This is a genomic window from Undibacterium sp. FW305-107, assembly GCF_058788535.1.
Map to the genome: position 1 here is coordinate 63,423 of NZ_JBYTAV010000017.1, position 23,987 is coordinate 87,409.

Below are 23,987 nucleotides of genomic sequence, written 5' to 3' on the forward strand. Positions count from 1 at the left end.
TACCGTAGATTATTTGCACAAGCATGCTGATAATGCCCGCATCGCTTGATTTTCATATCGAGCAAGCCCCCTCAGGAGTTACCCATGAAAAATAGCATCAGCCAATACTTATACTCTGTCTGTCGACAGGCAGCACAAGAGTTTCGTCAGATAGGACAAAAGGTCGGAGAACGCCTGTTGCGCACGCCCTTGCCAAAAATCCTGGTGGTCGTTCTTGCGATTGCACTGTTGATCACCATTATTCCTCTGATCATTACCTTGTTTGTTGCCTTTGTCCTCGTCAGGGTTTTACTGAAAATCATCTCAGTGAACGTGCGGCAAAACCGTGGAAAAGATAGCAGCGTGCCGTATGAAAGACGGATCAAAGATATACATTGATTGCATGGCTGAAGAAGCCGCCTGACTACTTCCCCACCGTCAGATTCCAACACTGAAATTCAAGCCAGGGAAATCTTGCATCAAGTTTTCTTTCAAGCTGCTGGGCGTCAGCCCGGTCCAGCGCTTGAAAGAACGCCGGAAATTATTCGCATCATGAAAACCCAGGTGCATGGCAACCGCCTCATTGTCGTAATGGCGGCTCTGGAATAAATAAAGGGCAACATGGGTGCGTACCTGATCCAGCTCAGCCTGGAAATGCGTGCCCTCCTTGGCCAGATAGCGCTTCATGCTGGCTGGGCTGACGGCAAATGCAGTTGCCAGTTGTTCCAGGCTGGGGTTGCCACGTATATGGGTCAGCAGATAATCATAAACAGCATTCAGCAAACTCTCCGTTTCATCGCTCAATACTGCTTCTTGCTGCGCCTGTCTCAGGGCAACGCTTGCTGCCAGAGCATTACCACGCGGCCAGGGTAAATCCAGATACTCTGTAGTGATCAGCATGGCGTCCAGGTGACAGTTAAAACGCAACTCACTACCGAGATGCACTTCATGCTGTTCGGTATGACGGGCAACGCTGCGGTTAAAACAGAAACGCCATGGCAGGCGTACTCCGCTGAGCCAGCGGCACATGGCAACCACGGCTGTCATGTGCATCTCGACTATTGCCGGACGCAGGCTGGGAGCACCGTAGCTATCCATCCAGTACAAAACCGACATATCCTTCCCTTCACTCAACCTGGGTCTGAGCAAGGGGCACAAACGACTGGAATGAACGCATAAAATCTCCAGTGCCTGCCGCAGGTCCTGAGCCTGCAACAAGGCATGGCTGACACTGCCAAAATGCCCGGGCAACATTTGCTGCCCCAGCATGAAACTGCTGTCGGCACTGCGCAAGGCCTGTAACGCATTATCCAGTAATTGCAGATATTGCCGGGGGCTGATAAGGCATTGCCCTCGCGTGACTCGCGCTGCATCAACGCCTACGCTACGCAAAATGAGGTCATCATCCAGCTCGCGACTGCGCGTATAAGCCAATATCTGGGCTGCATGGTATGCGGCTGGCAGGCAGGCGTCTGCCGTCTGATGAAAGCGCATTACGGGGCTCCCGTTGCCAACTGCGGCTCAGTACATACGTATGCACTGGCCTCCACCGCACGACTGAGCCTGCTCAGCAAGGCATCAGGCGCATCGTCTGCCATGGTACAGGCATGCCGCATGCTGATTTCCAGCATCACCTCTTTAGCACAATAACGCATCTGCCTGACCATCTTGCACAGATGCACGGCCAGTGTCTGCGCCTCTTCCAGGCTGGTGTCATGCAAGACCAGGGCAAACCTGTCTCCCGCATAACGACATAGCACATCTTCATTACGCAGGTTCAGCAAGAGCATGTGGCTGACGGCCTGCAAGACACGGTCACCCTCATGTTGCCCATGCTCACGGTTGATCAGATGGAACTGGTCTATGTCCAGCAATACCAGCGCACAAGGCACACCTGGATGGCTTTCCAGTTCCAGCTTGATCTGCAGACGTAAATAATCAGCATTGCTTAGCTGCGTGACACGGTCAAAGGCACGGTGATCGCGGAACAGGCGTTCACGCTTTTGCAAGTGTTCATTCAGAGTGAACTGTTCTTCGCGCCAGTAATACATGCCAGCCGTGACGATCAACATGCCAGCGAAGACCAGCATGGATTCCAGCCAGTTGTCCCAGACATCTTCCTTGGGTATCACGAAAAACTCGTCCAGGCAATCTGCCCATGAACCCAGCATGATCGCCGCGAGGCCAAATGCAAACAAGCGCGTCACCAGCCCCTTGGGACGGCTGCTAAGCATGATCAGCAACCACAGGCCAGACATGAGCGATGTACCTCCCTCACCGACAATGTCCATCCACTTCCATTTGATGAAGGGCTTGGGTGAGCCCATATAGGCATACAGAAAAATAAAGGCGATCAATGCCACACAGGCAGTGATGATGAAGTTTCTATGCAGGCGCAGCATGGAATTTTTTAGCATTACATTCACATCCAAAGGTCAGGTCGCGCGAGGGTAATTGAGGTGCATGACAGGACGATGACATGCGTGTTTTTTGATATGAGCTATGGATGGAAAACAACGGGGGTGCAAACGGCTCAGGTCTTTATTAATCCCCCGTGAAGGAGAAGTAGTTAAAAACGATCATGCCGTATACCGGCCGTCTGATGGCGAGGTCATTTCAGCTCACATCTTCGCAATTTATCGTGCGATTTCCCCGCAACGGCAAACCCGGCTCCCACCTGTCACAAACCCGACATATACAACTCCTAGAATCCGCCCACTCTTTTGCCATTCACTACCTGCGGAAATCCTGTCCATGAAAATCCTGAAGAAAAAACCTGTCCCTCAACTATCCATCATCATGCTGGGCATCTCGGCCATGCTGAACACCCATGCCCAGGGGCCGAATGTGACTGTCAGCGATGCCAGCAGCGTCATCATCAGCGGCCAGCGTGCAAGTATGCGCAAGGCGCTGGAGATGCAGGAGAAAGCCGATAATATCATCAGCGTGGTCAGCAGCGATGACATCGGCGGCCTGCCGGATAAAAATGCCGCAGAAGCACTGGCACGCCTGCCTGGTATCTCTGTCCAGCGTGACCAGGGTGAAGGCCGCTATATCGTTGTACGTGGTCTGGGTGCCGACCTGAATGGTGTGACCATCAACGGTGCTCTGGTGCCATCGCCAGAAGCCAGCCGCCGTGCAGTGGCGCTGGATGTCTTGCCAGCCGGGATGATACGCTCACTGGAAGTGACCAAGACCTTGCGCCCTGAACAGGATGCTGGCTCACTAGGCGGTGCAGTTGAAGTCAAGAGCCTGACTGCTTTTGACTTGCCAGGAAAATTTCTGACCTTGAATACCGGTGCCAGTTATGACCAGGTGACTGGTAAAACCAGCCCGAATGCCGGCCTCTTGTGGGCTGACCGTTTTGCTGATGGCAAGCTGGGTGTCGCCGCCGGCATCAGCGCAGAGAAACGCAGCTTTGGTTCAGACAATGTGGAAACCGGCGGCGCCTGGGAGAGTGGCAAGCTGGGTGGATTTGAATTGCGTGATTACCTGCCAGTGCGTGAGCGTCACGCCTATGCCTTGAACCTGGATTACAAGCCGACAACATCACAAACTTACTTCATGCACGGCTTTTTGAGTGACTTCAGCGATGATGAAGTACGCGACCGTATCACCATAGGCAGCTTTGCCAGCGGCACCCTGGCTGAAGGCGCAACGACTACAGCAAGAGCAGAACGCCGCATACGCCAGCGCAAATACACCCAGACTATCAGTTCTGTCGTGCTAGGCACAGAACAAAAATTCCGGGACTGGAAACTGGATCTGGCTGCAGGCTCCAGCCGCGCCAGCGAAGATACGCCGGAAGCGTTGAACGATGGCCGCTTCCGTGGCAATGCCAATTTTGCGGGCGTTGGTTTTAGCGATGGCGAAATACCTAAAATCATTGGTCCGGCCAGCCTCTACGATGCAGCGAACTACAGCCTGAATGCCATCAGCCTGCAACAGCGTTTTTCCAAGGATACTGAACAGCATCTGAAATTTGATCTGGCCCGTAAGTTCCATTTCGAGCAGTTCGAATCAAATCTGAAATTCGGCGCCAAGACCAGCCGCCGTGAAAAAACCAATGACACCAATCAATGGACTTATAACAGCAGCAAAACCAGCAGTGGCAATTACTGGGGACCTGGTTCCACGTCCATGAGTGCCTTTGTACAAAACCAGGCTCTCGATTACCCGCTGGGTAATATCGGCACTGCCATCAGTGCTGACCTGATACGCGCCCGCGTGGCTGGCCTGGACAGAAATGCTGCCCGCCTGGTGCTGGAATCTGCCATCAATGATTACAAGATCAATGAAAATATCGATGCTGCCTATCTGCAAAACAGTTTCGACAGGGATAACCTGCACATACTGGCCGGTGCCCGCGTGGAACGCACGCAGTTTGATGCCGCTGGCACGCAAGTGACTGGAGGCACCAGCCTGCAAGCCATCAACCGCCAACGTAGTTATTCAAACTGGCTGCCATCGCTGCACCTGCGTTACGACCTGGACCAGAAAACCAGTGTACGCGCAGCCTGGACTAATGCCGTTGTACGTGCCAACTTCAGTCAACTGGCACCCGGCATCAACCTCACCAGCACTACCGAAGCAGTGATTGGCAACCCTGATTTGAAACCATTGAAAGCCAACAATCTTGATCTGGGTGTAGAAAAAATATTGGCGCATGATGGCAGCGTATCAGCCTATCTGTTCAACAAGGATATCAAGAACTTCACTTACACCACCAACCTGGCCGGTTCAGGTGCATGGCAGGGCTATACCAGTGCGGTCTCTTATGCGAACGGTGACACCGCCAACGTAAAAGGCATAGAACTGTCTTACTCACAGCCTTTGCGCATGTTGTCAGCCCCCTGGAAATACCTGATCGTTGGCGCAAATGCCAGCTTGACACGCTCCAGTGCTGACATTGCCCGTTTTGATACTGCGCTGGGTAAATCCCGTAGCCGCACTATCAGCCTGCCAGGTCAGTCTGACCGTGTCATGAACCTGATGCTGGGTTATGAACATGGCCGCGTCAGCAGCCGCCTTGCGCTCAACTACAAGTCCCCTTACCTGCTGGAACTGGGTACGGATATTTTGCGCGCAGATCAGGACCGCATTGTTGATACCCAAAAGCAGCTCGATTTTTCGCTTGCCTATCAACTCAGCAAGAATTTCCAGCTAGTCTTTGAAGCAGCAAACCTGAACAATGAAAAATACTATGTATATCAGGGTGCGCATCAATATAACTCGCAATATGAACAGTATGGCCGCACGTACAAGATCAGCCTGAAAGCCAGTGTATTCTGATGAACATAAAAATGATGAAAACCAAATATCTGATATCCGGCCTGACCTCAGGTCTAACATTAATGACAGCCCTGTCTTGCGGATCAGTATTCGCAACCAGCTTACCACCTGCTGCTGCCGGTCGCGCCCAGGACATTGTCGCTCTGCCGGATGGCGGCTGGCTCTTGCTCGACAAACAGGGTGTGCGCTTGTTGGATAACAATGGCAAGGAACACAGCAAAGTCAGCCTGCGGGCAAAGCATCTGGATGCGCGCCCACATGCAGACGGCATGCTGGCGGTATTCACCGATGCAGATACGCAAAAAACCTATGTTTATGTAGCAGATCAGAAAACCGGACAACTACGTTTGCAGACCAGCATGGCATCGCCGGATTTTTCGCTGGAAAGCATGTGCCTGTATCGCGATGCGCAACAGTTTGATCATGTCTTCCTGATCGGCAAGGAGGGCCTGAGCGAGCAATGGGTCATGCACAAGGGTAGCGCACAACTGGTACGCAAGCTGGCCCTGCCACCACACAGCAAGCATTGTCGTGTTGATGACCAGAGCCAGACCTTGTATCTGAGTGCCCCAGACAGCGGCGTCTGGGCATTTACGGCAGAAGCAGAAACCGCAGCCAGACTGAAGCCTGTTGCTATGGCTGCCCCGTTTGGTAAATTGCAGGGCAGTGCCACCGCCATCAGCGCGCTGCCAGGCGGGGTTGCTGTACTGAATGCCAATGGTAAGAAACTGCATCTGTATCGCCAGAAGGATGGACAGCATTTCCAGCCTGAGCAAGTCATGAACCTGCCATACAGTGCAGCGAATATCCATGTGCAATCATCCAGCAATAAACTGGACATCCTGCTGCATGACGAACAGGCAAAAACCTGGCGCGTCAGCAGTGCCGCGTGGAAGCAGCCGGCAACATCAGAAATAGCCGTCATAGAACCCACAGTGCAAACAGATACTGTCGCCCGTCATGGTGACGCTGCCGATGACCCGGCTATCTGGGTGCATCCACAGGATGCAAAACTTTCCCGTGTTCTGGGCACTAACAAGAAGCAGGGGTTGCTGGTGTATGACATGCAGGGCAAGCAAACCCAGTTGCTGGAAAGCGGACGCCTGAACAATGTGGATGTGCGCCAGAACATCAAATGGGGCCAGCAAAGTTTTGATATCGCCATGGCGACCCAGCGCGATGCAAACAGCCTGGTGCTATACGTCATCAATGGCCAGGGCCAAGTGACAGAGGCAGCCCGCTTCCCCACCAAGCTGGACAAGATCTACGGTTTCTGCCTGTATCAGCCACGCACTGGTGGCCTGGAAGCTTTTGTGAATGACAAGGACGGCACTTACCAGCAGTTTCGCATTATCCACAATGAACATGGTTTCAGCAGCAGTCTGGTGCGCAGCTTCAAGTTGGCCAGCCAGCCAGAGGGCTGCGTGGCTGATGACAAGACTGACCGCCTGTTCATGGGGGAAGAAAAACGCGGTATCTGGATCATCTCTGCCAAGGCAGATCAACCAGCCGATTTGCAAATGGTGATGCCTGTTGGCAAGCAACTGGTGGCTGATGTCGAGGGTCTGGCAATCTACTTTGGAGAACAGAAAAATTACCTGCTGGTATCGAGCCAGGGAGACAGCAGTTATTTGGTGCTGGAAGCGCAAGCCCCTTATCGATTGCGCGGCAAGTTTCGCGTAGGTATGAATCTGGCCAGGGGCATTGATGGCACTTCAGAGACTGATGGACTTGATGTCAGTGCCGTCAACTTTGGCGGTGATTTTGCGCAAGGCATGCTGGTAGTACAAGATGGTTACAAGCGCCTGCCGGATGGAACGCAAAACTTCAAGTACATACCCTGGTCTGCCATAGCAAAGGCTTTCAAGCTGGAATGAAGCAGTAATTGAATGACCGCACCAGATCAGTGCTGGCAACACAACTGGTGCGGTACAAATTGATGACAATTTGCCGACACTTTTCCAAAAGTATGCTTAGCCTCAGCGTCTATGATGATAGAACGATAAAATAAACAATGGGGCAGCAAATTGAACGCTCGACATATATTACTGGCAGGTAGCTTGTGCCTGATCACCGGCCTGCTGACAGCCTGCGGAGGCGGCAGTTCGACTGCCAGTAACCCGGTGGTAACGCCACAGGTCGCCAGCCTCAGCTTGCGTGGCACGGCGGCAACAGGCAGGGCCATCGCTGACTCGGCTGTCAATTACAAATGCCGCACGGGTACGGGAGCAACAAAAACTGCGGTTGATGGTTCGTTTGAAATCATCTTGCCTGCGGGCAGTGCACTGCCCTGCATACTGGAAACTGCAAATCCTGCGAATAGCAAAAAACTGCATGCGCTTGCTGTCACTACCGGCGTCATCAACCTGACACCTTTGACTGAGATGCTGTCAACTCGCCTCATGCGTACCGATATGGCTGCGTTTTTTACCAATCCTGATTTTGATGCAATAGCAAGAACCCTCACCAATGCCAATATCACACTTGCGCAAACTGAGATTCGTAATGTACTCAGTGGCTTACTGGACACCAGCACTTTAAGCGACTTTTACAGCACACCGCTGAAAGCGGCCACCAGTGCCAGCCCGGCCAGTGGCGACGCGCAGGACAAAATACTCGATACCCTGAACCTGGCATTGGCGGCAAATTTATATGAACCGCTACTCAATATGCTGGCAAAAACAAACCCACCCACCGGTCTTCCGGTATTTGGTCGCCCAGGTTGTCTGATACAGTTAGGCGACAAGCAGTTCATGTCTTGCAGTGGCCCCGGCCTTTGGGAGACTGCCCCCCGCATTGATATTACCCCTGGCGCGCTGATCATGACACCCGGTAGCAAGCGCGCATTTAGCGCGACGTTGAATTATCCGCCACTTATTGATTACATACGCCAGCCAGTTACCTGGCAGGTAGTAGAAGCCGATGGTGGAGCTATCAGCATCAATGGTGAATACACTGCACCAAGCAAACCCGGGACTTATCACATCAGGGCACAGCGCGAAGATTATCCATCACTGAGCGCCACAGCTTTAGTGGTAGTGGATAACAGCACACCAGACTTTGTGCCAACGCTGAGCGTGGATAGACACATAGTCAATGTCATGCCGGGTGCTACCATGAACTTGCAGGCAAGCATTAATTATCCGCCAAATGTCAACTACATACGCCAGCCAGTCACCTGGAGTGTCATTGAAGCCGATGGTGGCAGCATTAACTTGTCAGGTAGCTACCTTGCACCAGCAAAAATTGGCACTTACCACGTCAAAGTGCAGAGAGATGACTTTCCGTCTATATACGTAGTACTGGATATTTTGGTAAATTACCCCCCTGATTAAAACTTGCATGATTTCCCTGAGCGCGTATGCTATCGACAGGCGCTGGATGATTGCAAAATAAAGTTAAATTAGAAGTTGCTTTTGAGAATTTATTGACTATCATACAGACAGTCGATCATTCCTCAAGGCAACTTTTAATATTCTGCACAAGCCGCAACATGCAAGCTCATGTAGCAACAGGCCAATGAGTGGAGGAATCGCCAGATGTTTACCGGGAGAAAGTCATGGACAGGTTGGAAATTTTCAAAAGCATAGCCGCAGAAGTCAATCGTGGGGACATCGTCTTCCCTACCAATGTGGAAGCTTCATTAAAACTACAACGTACCCTGGACGATCCTGATTGCCATATTGACACGGCAGCCAAACTCATCATGGCCGACCCTTTGTTGTCTGCCCGTACAGTTGCCATTGCCAACTCCGCAGCCTATCGCCGCTCGACGAATGAAATCACCCACGTCAGGCTGGCGGTCAACCGGCTCGGTTTTCGTACCCTGAAAGCCATGCTGGCCGCAGTCATCGTGCGCCAACTGAATAGCAAGGTTACAGACCCGGTTTTGAAGCATAAGGCCGACAGATTGTGGGAGCATTCTGCCCATGTGTCGTCACTGGCACAGGTCATTGCCAAACAGGTTACCAGGGTTGATCCTGAAACTGCCATGTTTGCTGGCATCGTCCATGAAATTGGTGGTTTCTATCTCATCTCACGTGCGGAAGAGTTCCCTGGCCTGCTTGATGGCGAACCAGAAATCTGGATCGAATATGGCGAACGCATGATAGGTCGTGGCATCATGCGCCAGCTCGGCGTACCTGACAGTGTCATGCAGGCTGTAGAAGCCATGTGGCATGGCGTGTGCGCATTCCCGCCAGAGTCCCTGGGTGATACCCTGATTTTGGCCAACGACATCGCACCGGTGCTGTCGCCCCTGCATGATGTGGACAGAGAATACAACAAGCGCTTTGCCCGCCGCCTCAACTTTGATACTGAAGACAGCAATTTCCAGATCATCATGGAAGAGCAGGAAGAGCAAATCGATACACTTGCCACGGCTCTCATGATGTAAATAAGTTGATGTAAATTATTTGGCACTTCAAATAGTAATCCGCCAGCCCTTTTTGTTCATGACAAATGCCAGGGCCGCAAACACCAAAGTGAAACACCATGCATAGGCGAAGGATGAAAATTCTTCGCCTGTTTGATTTGCCAGCACAGGTACAAATACTTGCTGGTAAATCGCAGTAGCCCAACCAGTCCATGCCAAGACACAAGTTGCCAGCCAGGCACCAGCGTAAGCGGCTATAGCATTCACACCAAAACTTTTACCGATTGCTGGCCAGCCATGCTTGTCTATCAGCAGATGCATGCCAAGCAAGAACAATATCGCCCAGGCACTGCTCCAGCAAACAAAGGATGGTGTCCAGAGTTGTTTGTTGAAAGGCAGATATACTGACCAGATCAGGGCCAGCAATATCAAACCAGCCGCGCCAGCCAGCATCTGCATCAGTTGAGCGTCGCGCACGGCCCTGCCGGCCCAGACGCCCATCAAGACACTTGCCATTGCCATCAAAGTCGACAGCAAACCTTCCGGGTCTTGTGCCAGGCCTGTTTGCGCGTCATAACTATAGGCCAGCTTGCCCAGTATCGCGCTATCTATCTTGTCCACCAGATTCAGATGCGGTTCATACGAGCCGCCCCAGAACAGCAAAGCCCAATACGCCAGCATGGCACCCAGACATAGCAATACCTGACTGGACAATTGACGCACATAGGTAATCAGACAGGCAATCACTGCATAGCAAATTCCTATGCGCTGCAAGACACCAGGCAATCTGAAATTACGGCCATCAATCAAGGCCCAGGCAACGAGATGCAGGACTATCCCCAACGTGAACAGACGCAAACTGCGCCAGAGTATCTTCTTGCGGATATAAGCCACATCCATGCCCTTGCTGACTTGTGCATCCAGAGACATGGCTAAAGACGCACCGAGTATGAACAGAAAAAATGGGAAGATAAAATCCGCAGGCGTGCAGCCATGCCATGCTGCATGCTCCAGCCAGGGATACACATGTGACCAGTCACCTGCATTATTCACAAAAAGCATGGCGGCAACAGTCAGGCCACGCATGGCATCCAGCGCTGCGTAACGTTTTACTGTAGACATATCAAACTCCAAAGCGTACTGAGACCAGTGCAGAAATACCAATTCCTGTTGGCCATAGCATCGCATCGTCATAAAAAGCACATCGTCGATCAACATGCGGGATAATACCAGTGCTAAAATCTGACAAAGTGGTATTGAATCTGGCCTCTTCTATTAAAACAAGACATAAAAACTTCCCTTCATAGGAAAAAAATGAAATTTCCCTCAAAACGAAAAGCATTAATCGAGACCAATGTAAAGCACGCCACATCTTACTGGCACTTAAGTGGCATTGCAAACATAAAACCAGTTGACCGACAATTTTGTGACTAGTATGTTTGCAGTGCTGGCAAGAAAACACAAAAAAATACATAGCGCAAACACACCAGGTTTTAAGAAAATTAAATAGTAGAGACATGTCCATGAGCATAGAAAAAACCAAGACTCCCCACCCCATGCGCTGGGTGCCCACCTTGTATCTTGCCGAAGGGCTGCCATTTTATGCAGTCGCCCTGGTTGCCAGCCTCATGTATAAAAGCATGGGGGTAGCAAATGACAATATCGCCCGCTGGACAGGATTGATAGGCCTGGCCTGGGTCTTTAAACCTTTATGGAGTCCCTTCCTCGAAGCTGCCAGCAGTAAAAAGGCCGTGGTCGTGGCATTTCAGTTGATAGGTGGCGTATCGCTGGGCCTGGTGGCCGTGTCGCTGCAATTGCCCATGTATTTCGCTATCAGCATTGCCTTGCTTGGGGTCGTGGCAATTGCCTCGGCCACCCACGATATTGCAGCCGATGGCCTGTATATCGCCAGCCTCAGCAACAAGCAACAGGCTGAATATGCAGGCTGGCAAGGTGCTTTCTATAATGCAGCCAAATTCATTACTCTGGGTGGGCTGGTTTACCTGGCTGGTTATCTTGAAAAACGTCTGGAACCGGCACAGGCCTGGACTGTCATTTTCGCCATCATGGGTGTCATGCTGGTCGTGCTTGGGCTGTATCACAGCTGGGCTTTGCCTGGCACAAAAAACACCAATACCGAAGCTTCCATGCGCAGCGTTTTCCTGACACTGCAAGATGTGATTATTGATTTCTTCAAGAAGCCTGGCATCTGGCTGGCCATCACCTTCATCATTCTGTTCCGTGCTGCCGAAGGGCAGATACAAACCATAGGCCCTTTGTTTTTGCGCGAAGCTAAAAACCTGGGCGGCCTGGGCCTGACGACCGAGCAAGTCGGCCTTGCCTATGGCACGGCTGGCACCGTTGCCTTTTTGGGTGGTAGCGTACTTGGTGGGTATTTTGCGTCCTGGCTGGGTCTAAAGCGCTCCCTGCCCTGGCTGATACTGGCAATGAATGTGCCCAACCTGGTGTTCTTTTTCCTCAGCACCACACTACCTGACAATATCAGCATCATCACTACCGCCCTGGCGCTGGAAATGTTTGGTTACGGCTTTGGCTTCGTTGGTTTGATCCTGTTCATCATGCAGGTTGTAGCTGTCGGCAAGTACCAGACTGCCCACTATGCATTAGGCACCGGGGTCATGCAGCTCGGTTTTGTCTTGTTCAAGACCATCAGCGGCGACATACAGTTGGCACTCGGCTACAAGAATTTTTTTATCTGGGTCTTGCTCAGTGCTATCCCCGTATTGGTAATGACGCGCTTTGTCTCTTTTGGCGACAGCGCAGCGTATGGCAAAGAAGGCAACAGTAACGAAGTGGCTGAAGGCATGGCAAAAACTGCCGACGCCTGACAGCCCTTCTGTCAATGATGCGGGCCGTGGTCCGCATCATTTCAAAACAGCAGCAAACACCCAGGAAACAACATCTGTCGAAGACAAATTCATTTTCCCTTTACTCTCTTATCAAAAAGGATTGTAATTATAACCATGCGCAAACATGTACAACAGCGCATGTCTATTCAACCGGGAGATTTATCTTGCATTCGACCAAAACCAGCATCTTGCGCCACTTGACTGCCGTCAGCTTATTATTGATCAGCACCAACCTGCTGGCACAAAACTCAGGTGTTACCCGCACCCCCGTGATACAGGCCGATTCATCGATTCCCGGCAAGGAAGATTACATCTTCCGCATTGATATAGCTGCTGGTGGCAAGGTCGACTGGCATACCCATCCTGGTGATGAAATCAGCTATGTTATGCATGGAGAGGTGGAGTTACTGATCGCCAATCAGCCGCCACGTAAAGTAAAACCGGGAGAAGGATTTGTCATACCTGCCGGTGTCGTCCATAGTGCAAAAAATCATGGCAAAGACCCCATCAAACTGGTTGGTGTATATGTAGTCGAAAAAGGTCAACCACTGGCATCACCAGCATCGCCGCCAGCGCCCTGAGTCTGTCAATTAATCACATCAATCCGTATAGCGCCTGAAGATTGCATCGAGTTCACCACTCTTTTTCAGGGTGGCGATGGCAGCGTTCAGGCGTGGCAAAGCGTCGGCTTTGGAGGGGTGTACCCTCAGCATCATTTCGCTTTCATCTATCATGCGGCCTTCATCGCAGCCATAGCGCTGTGCATCGACCTTGGTCCAGTATTGCCGTACATAGTTGCTGATGATGATCTGGTCAAAGCGTTTTGCCCGCAAGGTCAGCAAAAGATTGGGAGAGTTGAAAATGTCTTCCCTTTGTATTTTGCCACTGGCAAAGGCAGCTTCAAATTCGGGATAGGAATAGCCAGAAATCACACCCACCTTCTGGCCATAAAAATCTGTGACTGCCTGTGCACTGGGTGTTTCGCCGGGACGAAAACATAGTACTGCCCTGGGCAAACCAAAGGCTATGCTGTACACGCCGGGCACTGGCGAATTACTGCGCCATTTTGGATTTGCCCCGACTTCCATGTCGAGTTGCCCATCCTCAAATGACTTGAGCAGACGGCGCATGGGTAGAAACTTTTGCTCCAGCTTGTCGCCACTCAGCTTGACGATAGCTGCCATCAGGTCAGGGAAAATACCTCTGGGGCCGCGCTTGTCCAGCAAGACAAAGGGCGCATCGCCACCCTCGTAATAAGCAATGCGAAAAGTGTCTGCCATTGCTGGCGATGCTACCAGCACCGTCGCTGCAAACATCCATTTCTTCATCATTGCATTCTCATCCCTGAATTGGTTCAATACGGCCAAATCCAATATATCGCTGATACCACTCAGTTTACGTTAAAAAGGGACAGATACTTTCTGGAAGTGGTTCATATTTGCAAATTATAGTTAAGCCTTGCCAGCGGCATTTACCGGCATTTCCGTCATTCAAGCCCCGAAAACCGTCATTAGTCGCATATCCATACTGAGCTGCTTGTCGAAAATATCAGTTGCAGCTATCTTAGCTCCATGAAAACCGTCACGACCACAAGCCCACGCTGGCCTGCACTGCCAAGACCGCGACAAATTGTCGTGGTGCTGATCATCAGTGTATTGATCGCCTGGGTGACGACGCCCATCTTCCAGTCGCCATTCTGGCTGGTGCTGAGGCGCACCACGTTCATCGCCATGGTCATGCTGCTGGCGTTCACCGTCTCAGGTACCTGGCGTTTGCTGTGGCTGCCACGCTGGATACCACACTGGCTGGTACGAGTAGCGGCGGTCTGTTTACTGGCCCCGTTTGCCAGTCTGGCAGCCTATGTGGCGATAGCGGGCAATTTCATGAATTTCATCAAGGCGAATAATCTCTTGTCAGGTTTTGCCACGAGTACGATTTTTGCGCTGTTTTTTGGTTCCATCGTTGCCGTTGTCGCTATCAATCGCGAAGGCAAACAACGTGAACGTGCAGACCGCCTGCAACTTGAACTGGAGAAGAACGCGCTGGAACGAGAAGTGCTGGATGCCCGCCTGCGCCTGCTACAGGCGCAGATAGAACCACACTTCCTGTTCAATACCCTGGCGAATGTGCAAGCCTTGGTTGAAGCGGGTTCAGATAATGCAGCACCAGTCCTGCGTCATCTGATTGCCTATCTGCGCGCCGCGATGCCTCACCTGAATGATGCGGAGGCGACATTAGAAAATGAAATGCAATTGGTCAGCGCCTATCTCGAAATCATGCACATGCGCATGCCTGACCGCCTGCAATTTGAACTGAGGCTGGCACCTGAATTGAAGGGGCAGCGCTTCCCTGCCATGGCTTTGTTGACGCTGGTCGAAAATGCCGTGCGCCACGGCATAGACCCCAGCACAGAAGGTGGCAGCATCGAAGTCGGCGGCAAGCAGGACGCAAACAACATGGTAACGCTTTGGGTAGCCGATACCGGCATAGGCATGGCAGAAACTGCCGTACCAGGTACTGGCCTGGCAAATGTGAAAGCGCGGCTCCAAGCATGCTTTGGCAAAGATGCGCGTGTCGATTTGCATGAGCAGACGCCGCACGGTTTGCGTGTTGAGTTAATTTTTCATCCGGGAGCCAAAGTATGAAGCAGATTACTGCGCTGATCGCCGATGACGAACCTTTGCTAAGGGAACATCTGCGCAGCAACCTGGTGCACCTGTGGCCAGAACTGCATATCATCGATGAAGCACGCAATGGCCGTGAAGCGGTTGAGATGTTTGATATCCATCAGCCCGACATCGTCTTTCTGGATGTGCATATGCCAGGCTTGAATGGCATAGAAGCCGCCAGGTCCATCGCACGCAGGGCGCATATCGTTTTCTTCACCGCCTATGAACAATATGCAGTGCAGGCGTTTGAGCAAGGTGCTCTTGATTACCTCGTCAAGCCCATCATAGAAGCGCGCCTGGCTGATACCATCACGCGCCTGCAACAACGGCTGACGCAAGCGAATGACATAGGCACAAGCTATGATGCCCTGCTTGACCGTATGGCCAGCGACATGCGCCAGCGCAGCCCAAAACCCAACTACCTGCAATGGATAAAGGCATCAGTAGGCAATAGCGTGCGCCTGATACCGGTAGAACAAATCGCCTTCCTGCGCGCTGACGACAAATACACCCTGGTCGCCTGGGAAGGTGGCGATGCACTGATACGCAAGAGCATACGTGAACTCAGTGATGAACTCGACCCTGACCGTTTTGCGCAAACCCACCGCTCTGTCATCGTCAATCTGCACTATGTCAGCGAAGTCACACGCGGCATGAATGAAACTGCTGAACTGCATATACGCGGCCGCCCCGATGTATTGCCAGTCAGCCGCAGCTACCTCCATCTTTTCAGGCAGATGTAGCACCGCACTGATTTTCTTCAGCAACAAACCATAAAAGCAAAGCCGCCTTTGCAGGCACGCTTTGCAAGCACACCTACGCCTGTACGGCAGGATCAGGCACGACTAATCACTTCATTAAAAGGAGTTTTCAAATGACGCAAGATACTGTTTTCGAAACGAGTAATTTATATTCTGCACAAGCTGCACCACCATTGAAAAAATATGGAATAGAAAAAATCTCCCGTACCTGCCTGAAATATGCCGCAGTACTGTGGTTTTCAGTTGCCGTCATAGGCCAACTTTTATTCGTGTATTACATTCTGGGTTTTTACGTTCTGTCAGCAATGAAAGGCGATCTTGCTGCATGGAGCAAAGTACTGCCACACGGCTATATCAAAGGCGACAGCGCAGGCAATTTCGCCATCATTACACATATCTTTCTGGCGGCCAGTATTACCCTGGCGGGCATATTGCAGATGATCCCGCAAATCCGCGCACGAGCACCAAGATTCCATCGCTGGAACGGGCGCATCTATTTGTCCAGCCTCATCATTGCCGCTACGACTGGTTTATACATGGTCTGGTTACGCAATGGTGTTGGTGACTTTACCCAGCATCTGGGTGTCAGCCTGAATGCAGTATTAATCCTGGTTTGCGCAGGCATGGCCTTGCGCCATGCTCTCGCCCACCAGTTCGCCCTTCACCGCCGCTGGGCACTGCGCCTGTTTCTTGTGGCGAATGGTGTCTGGTTCTTCCGCATAGGCCTGATGTTCTGGATAGCCATCAACCATGGCCCGGCAGGTTTTAATCCCAAGACTTTTGAAGGACCATTTCTGAGCTTCATTTCCTTTGCCAATTCCCTCATACCGTTGATCGTCTGTGAATTATATTTGCGTGCGCAAGACAGCAAAAACAAAGCAGTTCACTTCAGCATGGCGGGGATATTGCTGGTTTTAAGTGCAGCCAGCGGCATGGGTATCTTTGTGGCGTTTATGGGTATGTGGCTGCCACGTCTTTAAACCAGGCCCGCCAATACCAAAGGGGGCAAGATGCCCCCTTTTTTAACTATTTAAAGAATATTAAAACCCTTGCAGCACAACTTTACCTTGCGCCTTGCCGCTTTCTATCAGCGCATGGGCCTTGCGCAAATTCGCCGCATTGATCTTGCCAAAGTTCGCATTCACTGTCGTGCGTACTTTGCCTGCATCCACCAGTGCAGCCACTTCTGCCAGCAGCTTGCCTTGCTCATCCATATCGACGGTCTTGAACATAGAGCGTGTGAACATCATTTCCCAGTGCAGGGAGATGGATTTGCCTTTCAACTGCATCAAGTCCAGCGCCACCATATCATCAATCACAGCCAGCTTGCCTTGTGGCTTCAGACTGGCGATGATTTCTGCATAGTGCTGTGCTGTCTGCGTCAGGCCAGCAACGATATCAACTTCATTGATACCCATGGCTTTCAATTCAGCGCTCAGCGGTTTGGAATGGTCGATCACTGCATGTGCACCCAGATCGAGGCACCACTGACGTGTCTCGGCACGTGAGGCAGTGGCAATCACACGCAATTGTGTCAGTTGGCGTGCCAGTTGTATGAGGATGGAGCCGACGCCACCGGCACCACCTATCACCAGGAGGGCCTGGCCTGCACCACCGTTCTTGGCAACGCCCAGGCGTTCAAACAGTAATTCGTAGGCAGTAATAGTAGTCAGCGGCAAAGCGGCAGCTTGTGCATCATCCAGTGTAGCTGGAGCCTTGGCGACTATGCGTTCATCGACAGCATGCAACTCACTGTTTGCACCGGGGCGGTCTATCGCGCCAGCATAGTACACACGATCGCCAGCTTTAAAGTTGCTGACTGCAGTGCCAACTTCTTCCACTATGCCTACCGCATCCCAGCCCAGCACATTCAACTGGCCTTCAGCAGGTGCGCGGCCCAGCCTGACCTTGGTATCCACAGGATTGACAGAGATGGCATTTACGCGCACCAGCAAGTCACGCGCTTCCAGCGCTGGTTTTGGCAATTCCACATCTTCCAGCGATGCAGTGTTATCGATAGGTAAAGAATGGCGGTAAGCAATGGCTTTCATGTTGAATCCTTGAGTATGTTGATTATGTTAAGTATCGGTATGGTGTCCAGAAACATTTCCAGATCAGTGCAGGCATTGTAGAATCTGAAGCATGAATTGATAAGACCCATAAATAACTATCACTTTCAAATGAAAATTGAAAATCTCAGCGACCTGCATATACTCGTGCAAACCGCACGCTGCGGCTCACTCTCAGGCGCAGCCAGCGTGCTGGGCATGACACCCGCGGCCGCCAGCGCCACCCTCAAGCGCCTGGAAACCCAGTTGGGCACCCGCCTGTTCGAACGATCGACCCGCGCCCTGCGCATCACCGCCCAAGGGCAAATCCTGCTCGACTATGCGCAAAGGGCATTTGATTTGCTCGATGAAGGCGAATCCCAGGTATCAGAAGCCCGCACCGCTCTGGTCGGCACGATACGCGTCGCCGCCCCGTCCGACCTGACCCGCACCACCCTGCTACCCTGGCTGGATGAATTCCTGGCCCTGCATCCAGGCGTGCAACTGGCGCTGAATGTCGGTGACAGGCCACTGGACGTAGTACGTGATGAAGTCGACGTGGCAATAAGATATGGCACCCTGACAGACTCACGCCTGGTGGCCAGGGTACTGGCACAAAGCCGCCCCATACTCTGCGCCGCCCCTAGCTACCTGGCCCGCCACCCCGCCCCGCAAACACCGCAAGACCTTACCCAGCACAATTGCCTGCTGTTCGAACGCAGCAGCCGCCTGCACAAAACCTGGCGCTTTGGGCAAAACGGCAAATGGAAGGAAGTCAGAGTAAAAGGCGACCGCAGCGCCGACGACGCCTCACTGGCCCGCATGTGGGCAATAGCCGGTGCAGGCATCATTTTCAAATCAATGATCGATGTCAGACAGGAATTGGAAGATGGCAGCCTGGTGGCCTTGTTGACGGACTGGGAGACTGACGCTTATCCGCTGCATGCCTTGCTGCCCAGTGGGCGTTTTATACCGAACCGGGTGCGGACCTTGGTAGAGTTTTTGAGCGCGAAATTTGCAATCAGAACTCAATATGAAAAATAGTATCTGAAGCGACGCAAGAGAGATATTTTCATGATATTTTTAGCATATCAAAAAATAAATTAAAAATCTCGTACAATCATATCCAAGCGATTTCAATTGATCTCATGAAGAAAGGAAGCCCAGCATGTCAAACGAAGAAAAAGTCAAAGGCCCAGCCTCTTATTTCCCATCGATAGAAAAGAAGTACGGCAAGCCCATCCAACACTGGCTGGACCTGGTTCAGAAGAGTAAAGGTTTAAAGCACATGGAAATCGTGAACAAGCTCAAGGCTGAACATGAGATGGGCCATGGTCACGCCAATGCGATCGTTGCTTATGCTCTGGCTGCTGACAAAAAATAATTTACCTCGCTCTATTGAACATGAGTATGACCATCATGTTCGTAGTGCTGACTTCCCACCGTCAAACTTAATGACTATACCTACGCTTACCTGGCCAGATATTTTTATCGATGCATCAGCACTAAATATTCAAACGCTATTCGCGAATTGGCCCAAGACTTTAACTGGTAAAGTCCGGCCCTTGGGTTGTTCAGCTTTTGGTGATCTGTATTTCGAAAGAGAAAGCGGCCTTATCGAACGCCTGGACGTGCTGGAAGGAGGAATCAATACCATTGCTGCTAACATGAATGATTTTCGTGCGATGATGAATTCTCCAGAATGGCAGGAAGTAAATCTCCTCACAGAAGGTATCTGTCTTTTTAAAAAAAAAAGGGATAGATCGCGGCGCAAATCAATTTTATGGATTTGCACCACATCCAGCTTTTGTCGGTAGCATAGATTGGGCAAGCGCTATAGCTTTAGATGCAAATGTTTGGCACTCTATTTGTGCGCAAGTATTGGAAAATGATGTGTGAGAAATTTCCGATAAGCTGGCTGATTGATTGCACTTGGAGGTTACATGGGTGTTGACATGGCAAGCTTTGTGTTGCTTTACATATTGCCTTTAATTGTTTCCGTTATTCTATTCATCGACTTAATTGTGCGAGGTCTAATCGCCAGAGCTCTTATATCTGTGATCCTTGCTGTGCTTTTAATTTTAAGCATTGACGCAATTCTTCCAAATAACATTGGAACTGTCATTGATTTAATGTTCGGACCATGGATGCTTTGTATTGCCATGTTTATTGCATCCGTAAAGCCACAGCAGCACGAATTAGTTTCGGGCGAGGAACGTTACATGAAGCCTAAAGCAAGAATTCTGGACCCGTGCGCATTTAATGATGAACACGGCAGATTGCTAACAATCGATGCTTCTTTAGATCTTATCAACTCTTTTGACAGAAAGTCATGCGACGAATTTTTAAGTTCATTGGGATACCCGGAGACAAAAAAAGAAGAATCATTGATGGAATCAAGGCAACGATGCGTTAGCACTTTTAAAAAAGAACGAATCGTGCCAGCTAACAAGATTGATACTTGAAATAGAAAATCCTATTTATTAAGATTTTCAGATAATCCTTAAAACCATACAAGTCAATCTCAAACAGCATTTCCTTTCTCATCAAACACATGACACCTGTGCCCCGGCAGTTGTATACAAAGATCAGCTCCCGCATACAGGTCTGAAGTATCCGCTGGCAGCTTGATAGCAAACAGGTTTTCTTCACCCGCCAGTGTCGCATAGACGATGGCAGCATCGCCCAGATGTTCAACAAAGCTGATACAGACTTCGAGCTGGTTGCTGTGCTCCGTGCTTTGTGAAGCCAGCGGGATGTGTTCTGCCCTGATGCCGAGACCGACTTCGTCGCCTGTCTGTAAATTACTGCTCTCAAGCTGGACGTTGATATGGGTGCCTGCTGCCAGTTGCAGTTCTACCTCATTACCCAGATTGCGCAATACCTTTGCCTTGAGGATATTCATCTTCGGTGAACCGAGGAAGCCTGCGACGAAGAGATTCGCGGGTTTGTCGTAGAGTTCCAGCGGTGCGCCTATTTGCTCTATCTTGCCGCCGTTGAATACGGCTATGCGCTGGCCCAGGGTCATGGCTTCTACCTGGTCGTGCGTGACGTAGATCATGGTGGCGGCGAGTTCTCTGTGCAGTTTGCTGAGTTCTATGCGCATTTGTACGCGCAGGCTGGCGTCGAGATTCGATAGTGGCTCATCAAACAGAAACAAGCCGGGCTTGCGCACGATGGCGCGGCCTATGGCGACGCGCTGGCGCTGGCCACCGGACAGGTCGCGTGGCTTGCGTTGCAGCAGGTGGCTCATTTGCAGGATGCTGGCGGCGTGTTGTACGGCTTTGTCTATCTCGGCCTTGCTCATGCTGGTGAGGCTAAGGCTGAAGGCCATGTTTTCATACACGGTCATGTGCGGGTACAGCGCATATGACTGGAACACCATGGCCAGGCCGCGCTTGGCGGGCGGGATATCGTTCGCCAGTTGATTGTCTATATGCAGTTCACCGGCACTGATATCTTCCAGACCGGCAATCATGCGCAAGAGTGTGGATTTGCCGCAACCTGAGGGGCCGACAAAGACCATGAATTCACCATTGCGCACGTGCAGGTCTATGCCTTGCAAAACCTGGTTATTGCCATAGGATTTGCTGATCTGCTGCAGTCTGACTTCGGCCATTCCTGATTCCCTTATGCAGCAGCGCTGGAAAAACCCGCAACCGGTATCTGGCCGCTGGCGACCACTTCTGCGGCAAACCATGCGCGTGCTGCATCTATGGCTGGTGGTGCAAAGCCGTAGGTGATGAGTGCAGGTGCCTGAATGTCAAGCATTTGAAACGGGTTCCACAAGACCAGGTGCAGGTCTGGCTTCCAGGTGTCGCGTACCTGCTTGCTGTAGCGTATGCGCACGGTGGATGCCAGTACGACAAAGCGGCCATCATCTGGCAAGGCGCTCCAGTCAAAACTGTCGGCATTGTCAAAGGTAACGGTATCAACATCATACAAACTGGCGAGCATGACGCTGACTTTTGCTGCGGGTATGCCTGCTTCTGAAACGCCATCGCTGACCACGTCGGCGCTGATGACGAGACGCAGCTTGCTGCTCTTCGCAGGCGGTTGTGCATTGCCCTGGGTAGTCAGGCCACGCTTCCAGGCGGTGGACATGAGGATGCGGTCTGCCATGTCGGTCTGGTAGGCGGTGTCTATGCAGGGGTAGGTCCTGGTCAGGTCTGCCATGCGCTGCAGTTTTTGCTGCACTTCTGCGAGAGAAATCTGGCCAGAAAAAATTACTTCGGTCAAGGCATTCAGGGTTTCCAGTTGCGTCTCTGTGGTGCCCAGTGCCATGACCATGTCGGCACCGGCCAGCAAGGCGCGTACAGCTGCATTGCCTACACCATAACGGCCTGCTATGGCATGCATGTCCATGCCGTCCGTAATCACCACGCCCTGGTAATTCCATTGATCGCGCAACAGGCCGGTCAGGATGGGCTTGGACATGGTGGCAGGGTTTTCTGCATCCAGTGCGGGGTAAACGATATGCGCGGTCATCATCGCTGGTGCATTGCGGCTGACTGCGGTCTGGAAAGGTGCCAGTTCCAGCGCCTGCAATTCTGCCAGGCTCTTGTTCACGGTTGGCAGGTCACGATGGGAATCAACATTGGTGTCGCCATGACCGGGGAAATGTTTGACGCAGCAAGCCACGCCTTCGGCCAGGCTGCCGTCCATCCAGGCCAGGGCCAGTTCACTGGCACGCTTGGGATCAGAGCCAAACGAACGTTCAGAGATAACGGGATTATCGACGTTATTATTCAAATCCAGCACAGGCGCAAAGTTCCAGTTGAAGCCCAGCGCCTTGACACCGCGCGCGACAGCAGCGCCCACCTGGCGGCATAGCTCAGTATCATCGCTGGCCCCCAGCGACATTGCCGCCGGGGGCTGCGGTACCCAGGTGGAACGCACGACTGCGCCCCCTTCCTGATCGATACCGATCAGCGCCCCCTCCCCCAAGATAAGGCGCAGATCAGCCGTCAGTTTTTTCAGCTGGATTTCGTCAACCATGTTTTGCCTGAACAGGCAAATGCCACGGATATGATTATCTTTTAAAAATTGCGCCGAGGTCGCATCCAGGCTGGTGATGGGCATGCGTATCATCACCAGTTGTCCGGCCAGGCGGCGTGCTTCTTCGCGTGTCAGGGTTTGTTGCTTATTGTTGTCTTGCTTATTGTCTTGCGTCATTTCACTGCTCCATCCATGCCGCGCATAAAAAAGCGCTGGGTAAATAAAAAGGCGACCAATATAGGTGCAACTGTCAAAATGGTTCCTGCCGCAATCACGCGAGTGCTGCTGCCATAAGTGCCGCGCAAATACAGCACACCGGCAGATAAGGGAAAATCTTCTGGCTTGCTGATGACTATCGATGGCCAGATGTATTCATTCCATGCCTCCACCGCAGTCAGGATCCCCACCGTGGCCAGCCAGGGGGTAATCAATGGCAGGACGATGCGATAAAAGATGATCCATTCGCTGGCACCATCGACGCGGGCGGCATCAAGCAAGTCTTGCGGCACTTCATCAAAAGCCTGTTTCAGCAAGAGTATCGAGACTGCCGTCACGATATTTGGCAAGACCACGGCGGTATAAGTATTCACCAGGGATATTTTGGTCATGGTGATGAAGTTGACCAGGAAATTGACTTCAGAAGGCAAGATCATGGTCGCCAGTATCACGCCCATGATGAGCTTGCTGCCGCTGAATTGCATGCGTGATAAGGGGTAAGCAGCGAGTGAGCAAACAACGAGCTTGCCCAGTACTGTCGCCAAAGTGATCAGCAATGAATTCTTGTAGAAGGCGATGATAGGGATGACGCGGAAAGCCTCTATAAAATTATCCAGCGAAATACCACGCGGCCAAAACGTGGGTGGAAATTCAAACAGATTACCCTCGGTGGACATTGCTACCACCAGCGTCCACCAGAAGGGGAAAATACAGATGATGGCAATCAGACTCAGCAAGCCATATTGAGAAGCCGTGCGCAGGACTTTTTTGATATGCAT

General features: G+C 51.6%; 22 protein-coding genes. 14 read left to right on the forward strand and 8 right to left on the reverse strand.

The window, feature by feature from the left end; genetic code table 11:
- Nucleotides 1–84: 84 nt before the first annotated feature.
- On the forward strand, nt 85–378 hold the full coding sequence (locus AC3WQT_RS27130) for a hypothetical protein (protein WP_492708876.1): 294 nt from the start codon (nt 85–87) through the stop codon (nt 376–378).
- A 39-nt stretch (nt 379–417) separates the two neighbouring features.
- Here the strand turns inward: AC3WQT_RS27130 and AC3WQT_RS27135 are convergent, their stop codons facing one another.
- Nucleotides 418–1,473: an AraC family transcriptional regulator gene (locus AC3WQT_RS27135; protein WP_492708878.1), complete on the reverse strand. Its 1,056-nt coding sequence runs from the start codon at nt 1,471–1,473 to the stop codon at nt 418–420.
- On the reverse strand, nt 1,473–2,396 hold the full coding sequence (locus tag AC3WQT_RS27140) for a GGDEF domain-containing protein (protein ID WP_492708880.1): 924 nt from the start codon (nt 2,394–2,396) through the stop codon (nt 1,473–1,475). Before AC3WQT_RS27140 ends, AC3WQT_RS27135 begins: the two co-directional genes overlap by 1 nt.
- A 337-nt stretch (nt 2,397–2,733) precedes the next feature.
- On the opposite strand from AC3WQT_RS27140, the gene AC3WQT_RS27145 reads away from it, so the two are divergent.
- The 4 genes from AC3WQT_RS27145 to AC3WQT_RS27160 all read left to right on the forward strand — a co-directional run bounded on the left by AC3WQT_RS27145 (nt 2,734) and on the right by AC3WQT_RS27160 (nt 9,667).
- Entirely contained in the window at nt 2,734–5,271 is a 2,538-nt protein-coding gene (locus AC3WQT_RS27145; RefSeq protein WP_492708882.1) for a TonB-dependent receptor, read from the forward strand.
- An 11-nt stretch (nt 5,272–5,282) separates the two neighbouring features.
- Nucleotides 5,283–7,148: a phytase gene (locus tag AC3WQT_RS27150; RefSeq protein WP_492708884.1), complete on the forward strand. Its 1,866-nt coding sequence runs from the start codon at nt 5,283–5,285 to the stop codon at nt 7,146–7,148.
- Nucleotides 7,149–7,298: 150 nt separating this feature from the next.
- Nucleotides 7,299–8,606, forward strand: a complete 1,308-nt coding sequence (locus AC3WQT_RS27155; RefSeq protein WP_492708886.1) for a hypothetical protein — start codon at nt 7,299–7,301, stop codon at nt 8,604–8,606.
- Nucleotides 8,607–8,830: 224 nt separating this feature from the next.
- The gene (locus AC3WQT_RS27160) at nt 8,831–9,667 is read left to right on the forward strand and encodes an HDOD domain-containing protein (RefSeq protein WP_492708888.1); all 837 of its coding nucleotides are present in this window, start codon (nt 8,831–8,833) and stop codon (nt 9,665–9,667) included.
- Nucleotides 9,668–9,694: 27 nt separating this feature from the next.
- Here the strand turns inward: AC3WQT_RS27160 and AC3WQT_RS27165 are convergent, their stop codons facing one another.
- Nucleotides 9,695–10,768 carry an acyltransferase family protein gene (locus AC3WQT_RS27165; protein ID WP_492708890.1) on the reverse strand — a complete coding sequence of 358 codons (1,074 nt, stop codon included), beginning with the start codon at nt 10,766–10,768 and terminating at the stop codon, nt 9,695–9,697.
- A gap of 401 nt (nt 10,769–11,169) precedes the next feature.
- On the opposite strand from AC3WQT_RS27165, the gene AC3WQT_RS27170 reads away from it, so the two are divergent.
- Both AC3WQT_RS27170 and AC3WQT_RS27175 read left to right on the forward strand, forming a co-directional pair.
- Entirely contained in the window at nt 11,170–12,495 is a 1,326-nt protein-coding gene (locus tag AC3WQT_RS27170) for an MFS transporter (protein ID WP_492708892.1), read from the forward strand.
- A gap of 185 nt (nt 12,496–12,680) precedes the next feature.
- Nucleotides 12,681–13,097 carry a cupin domain-containing protein gene (locus AC3WQT_RS27175; RefSeq protein WP_492708893.1) on the forward strand — a complete coding sequence of 139 codons (417 nt, stop codon included), beginning with the start codon at nt 12,681–12,683 and terminating at the stop codon, nt 13,095–13,097.
- Nucleotides 13,098–13,115: 18 nt separating this feature from the next.
- On the opposite strand, the gene AC3WQT_RS27180 is transcribed toward AC3WQT_RS27175, so the two are convergent.
- Nucleotides 13,116–13,847 (reverse strand): substrate-binding periplasmic protein, encoded by a 732-nt coding sequence (locus AC3WQT_RS27180; protein ID WP_492708895.1) that lies wholly within the window; start codon nt 13,845–13,847, stop codon nt 13,116–13,118.
- A gap of 240 nt (nt 13,848–14,087) precedes the next feature.
- Between AC3WQT_RS27180 and AC3WQT_RS27185 the strand changes: the two genes are divergently transcribed.
- From AC3WQT_RS27185 to AC3WQT_RS27195, 3 genes are all read left to right on the forward strand, one after another.
- On the forward strand, nt 14,088–15,161 hold the full coding sequence (locus AC3WQT_RS27185) for a sensor histidine kinase (protein ID WP_492708897.1): 1,074 nt from the start codon (nt 14,088–14,090) through the stop codon (nt 15,159–15,161).
- Nucleotides 15,158–15,928, forward strand: a complete 771-nt coding sequence (locus tag AC3WQT_RS27190) for a LytR/AlgR family response regulator transcription factor (protein WP_492708899.1) — start codon at nt 15,158–15,160, stop codon at nt 15,926–15,928. The genes AC3WQT_RS27185 and AC3WQT_RS27190 overlap by 4 nt, the downstream gene beginning before the upstream one ends.
- Nucleotides 15,929–16,059: 131 nt before the next feature.
- The gene (locus tag AC3WQT_RS27195; protein WP_492708901.1) at nt 16,060–16,926 is read left to right on the forward strand and encodes a DUF2306 domain-containing protein; all 867 of its coding nucleotides are present in this window, start codon (nt 16,060–16,062) and stop codon (nt 16,924–16,926) included.
- Nucleotides 16,927–16,986: 60 nt separating this feature from the next.
- On the opposite strand, the gene AC3WQT_RS27200 is transcribed toward AC3WQT_RS27195, so the two are convergent.
- Complete coding sequence (locus tag AC3WQT_RS27200; RefSeq protein ID WP_492708903.1) at nt 16,987–17,997, reverse strand: zinc-binding alcohol dehydrogenase family protein; 1,011 nt, start codon at nt 17,995–17,997, stop codon at nt 16,987–16,989.
- 129 nt (nt 17,998–18,126) lie between these two features.
- Between AC3WQT_RS27200 and AC3WQT_RS27205 the strand changes: the two genes are divergently transcribed.
- The 4 genes from AC3WQT_RS27205 (at nt 18,127) to AC3WQT_RS27220 (ending at nt 20,459) form a co-directional block, all read left to right on the forward strand.
- A complete protein-coding gene (locus AC3WQT_RS27205) occupies nt 18,127–19,038 on the forward strand; it encodes a LysR family transcriptional regulator (RefSeq protein ID WP_492708905.1) in 912 nt (303 codons plus the stop codon).
- A 124-nt stretch (nt 19,039–19,162) separates the two neighbouring features.
- On the forward strand, nt 19,163–19,378 hold the full coding sequence (locus AC3WQT_RS27210) for a DUF4287 domain-containing protein (RefSeq protein WP_492708907.1): 216 nt from the start codon (nt 19,163–19,165) through the stop codon (nt 19,376–19,378).
- Nucleotides 19,326–19,811: a hypothetical protein gene (locus tag AC3WQT_RS27215; RefSeq protein WP_492708909.1), complete on the forward strand. Its 486-nt coding sequence runs from the start codon at nt 19,326–19,328 to the stop codon at nt 19,809–19,811. Before AC3WQT_RS27210 ends, AC3WQT_RS27215 begins: the two co-directional genes overlap by 53 nt.
- A gap of 126 nt (nt 19,812–19,937) precedes the next feature.
- On the forward strand, nt 19,938–20,459 hold the full coding sequence (locus AC3WQT_RS27220; protein WP_492708911.1) for a hypothetical protein: 522 nt from the start codon (nt 19,938–19,940) through the stop codon (nt 20,457–20,459).
- A 59-nt stretch (nt 20,460–20,518) separates the two neighbouring features.
- Here AC3WQT_RS27220 and AC3WQT_RS27225 read toward each other — a convergent pair whose 3' ends face one another.
- From AC3WQT_RS27225 to AC3WQT_RS27235, 3 genes are read right to left on the reverse strand one after another with little or no spacing between them, the layout of a single operon-like run.
- Nucleotides 20,519–21,613 (reverse strand): ABC transporter ATP-binding protein, encoded by a 1,095-nt coding sequence (locus tag AC3WQT_RS27225; RefSeq protein WP_492708913.1) that lies wholly within the window; start codon nt 21,611–21,613, stop codon nt 20,519–20,521.
- Nucleotides 21,614–21,624: 11 nt separating this feature from the next.
- Complete coding sequence (gene nagZ, locus AC3WQT_RS27230) at nt 21,625–23,169, reverse strand: beta-N-acetylhexosaminidase (protein WP_492708915.1); 1,545 nt, start codon at nt 23,167–23,169, stop codon at nt 21,625–21,627.
- Nucleotides 23,166–23,987, reverse strand: a complete 822-nt coding sequence (locus tag AC3WQT_RS27235) for a carbohydrate ABC transporter permease (protein WP_492708917.1) — start codon at nt 23,985–23,987, stop codon at nt 23,166–23,168. The genes nagZ and AC3WQT_RS27235 overlap by 4 nt, the downstream gene beginning before the upstream one ends.

Excerpts from the sequence above, each read along its gene's own strand:
- AC3WQT_RS27145 (WP_492708882.1), top strand. The coding sequence starts at position 2,734 with ATGAAAATCCTGAAGAAAAAACCTGTCCCTCAACTATCCATCATCATG.
- AC3WQT_RS27225 (WP_492708913.1), bottom strand. The coding sequence starts at position 21,613 with ATGGCCGAAGTCAGACTGCAGCAGATCAGCAAATCCTATGGCAATAAC.
- AC3WQT_RS27185 (WP_492708897.1), top strand. The coding sequence starts at position 14,088 with ATGAAAACCGTCACGACCACAAGCCCACGCTGGCCTGCACTGCCAAGA.
- AC3WQT_RS27170 (WP_492708892.1), top strand. The coding sequence starts at position 11,170 with ATGAGCATAGAAAAAACCAAGACTCCCCACCCCATGCGCTGGGTGCCC.
- AC3WQT_RS27210 (WP_492708907.1), top strand. The coding sequence starts at position 19,163 with ATGTCAAACGAAGAAAAAGTCAAAGGCCCAGCCTCTTATTTCCCATCG.
- AC3WQT_RS27200 (WP_492708903.1), bottom strand. The coding sequence starts at position 17,997 with ATGAAAGCCATTGCTTACCGCCATTCTTTACCTATCGATAACACTGCA.
- AC3WQT_RS27160 (WP_492708888.1), top strand. The coding sequence starts at position 8,831 with ATGGACAGGTTGGAAATTTTCAAAAGCATAGCCGCAGAAGTCAATCGT.
- AC3WQT_RS27205 (WP_492708905.1), top strand. The coding sequence starts at position 18,127 with ATGAAAATTGAAAATCTCAGCGACCTGCATATACTCGTGCAAACCGCA.
- AC3WQT_RS27150 (WP_492708884.1), top strand. The coding sequence starts at position 5,283 with ATGATGAAAACCAAATATCTGATATCCGGCCTGACCTCAGGTCTAACA.
- AC3WQT_RS27180 (WP_492708895.1), bottom strand. The coding sequence starts at position 13,847 with ATGATGAAGAAATGGATGTTTGCAGCGACGGTGCTGGTAGCATCGCCA.
- AC3WQT_RS27190 (WP_492708899.1), top strand. The coding sequence starts at position 15,158 with ATGAAGCAGATTACTGCGCTGATCGCCGATGACGAACCTTTGCTAAGG.
- AC3WQT_RS27235 (WP_492708917.1), bottom strand. The coding sequence starts at position 23,987 with ATGCATATCAAAAAAGTCCTGCGCACGGCTTCTCAATATGGCTTGCTG.
- AC3WQT_RS27165 (WP_492708890.1), bottom strand. The coding sequence starts at position 10,768 with ATGTCTACAGTAAAACGTTACGCAGCGCTGGATGCCATGCGTGGCCTG.
- AC3WQT_RS27135 (WP_492708878.1), bottom strand. The coding sequence starts at position 1,473 with ATGCGCTTTCATCAGACGGCAGACGCCTGCCTGCCAGCCGCATACCAT.
- AC3WQT_RS27130 (WP_492708876.1), top strand. The coding sequence starts at position 85 with ATGAAAAATAGCATCAGCCAATACTTATACTCTGTCTGTCGACAGGCA.
- AC3WQT_RS27220 (WP_492708911.1), top strand. The coding sequence starts at position 19,938 with ATGGGTGTTGACATGGCAAGCTTTGTGTTGCTTTACATATTGCCTTTA.
- AC3WQT_RS27215 (WP_492708909.1), top strand. The coding sequence starts at position 19,326 with ATGGTCACGCCAATGCGATCGTTGCTTATGCTCTGGCTGCTGACAAAA.
- AC3WQT_RS27140 (WP_492708880.1), bottom strand. The coding sequence starts at position 2,396 with ATGCTAAAAAATTCCATGCTGCGCCTGCATAGAAACTTCATCATCACT.
- nagZ (WP_492708915.1), bottom strand. The coding sequence starts at position 23,169 with ATGACGCAAGACAATAAGCAAGACAACAATAAGCAACAAACCCTGACA.
- AC3WQT_RS27195 (WP_492708901.1), top strand. The coding sequence starts at position 16,060 with ATGACGCAAGATACTGTTTTCGAAACGAGTAATTTATATTCTGCACAA.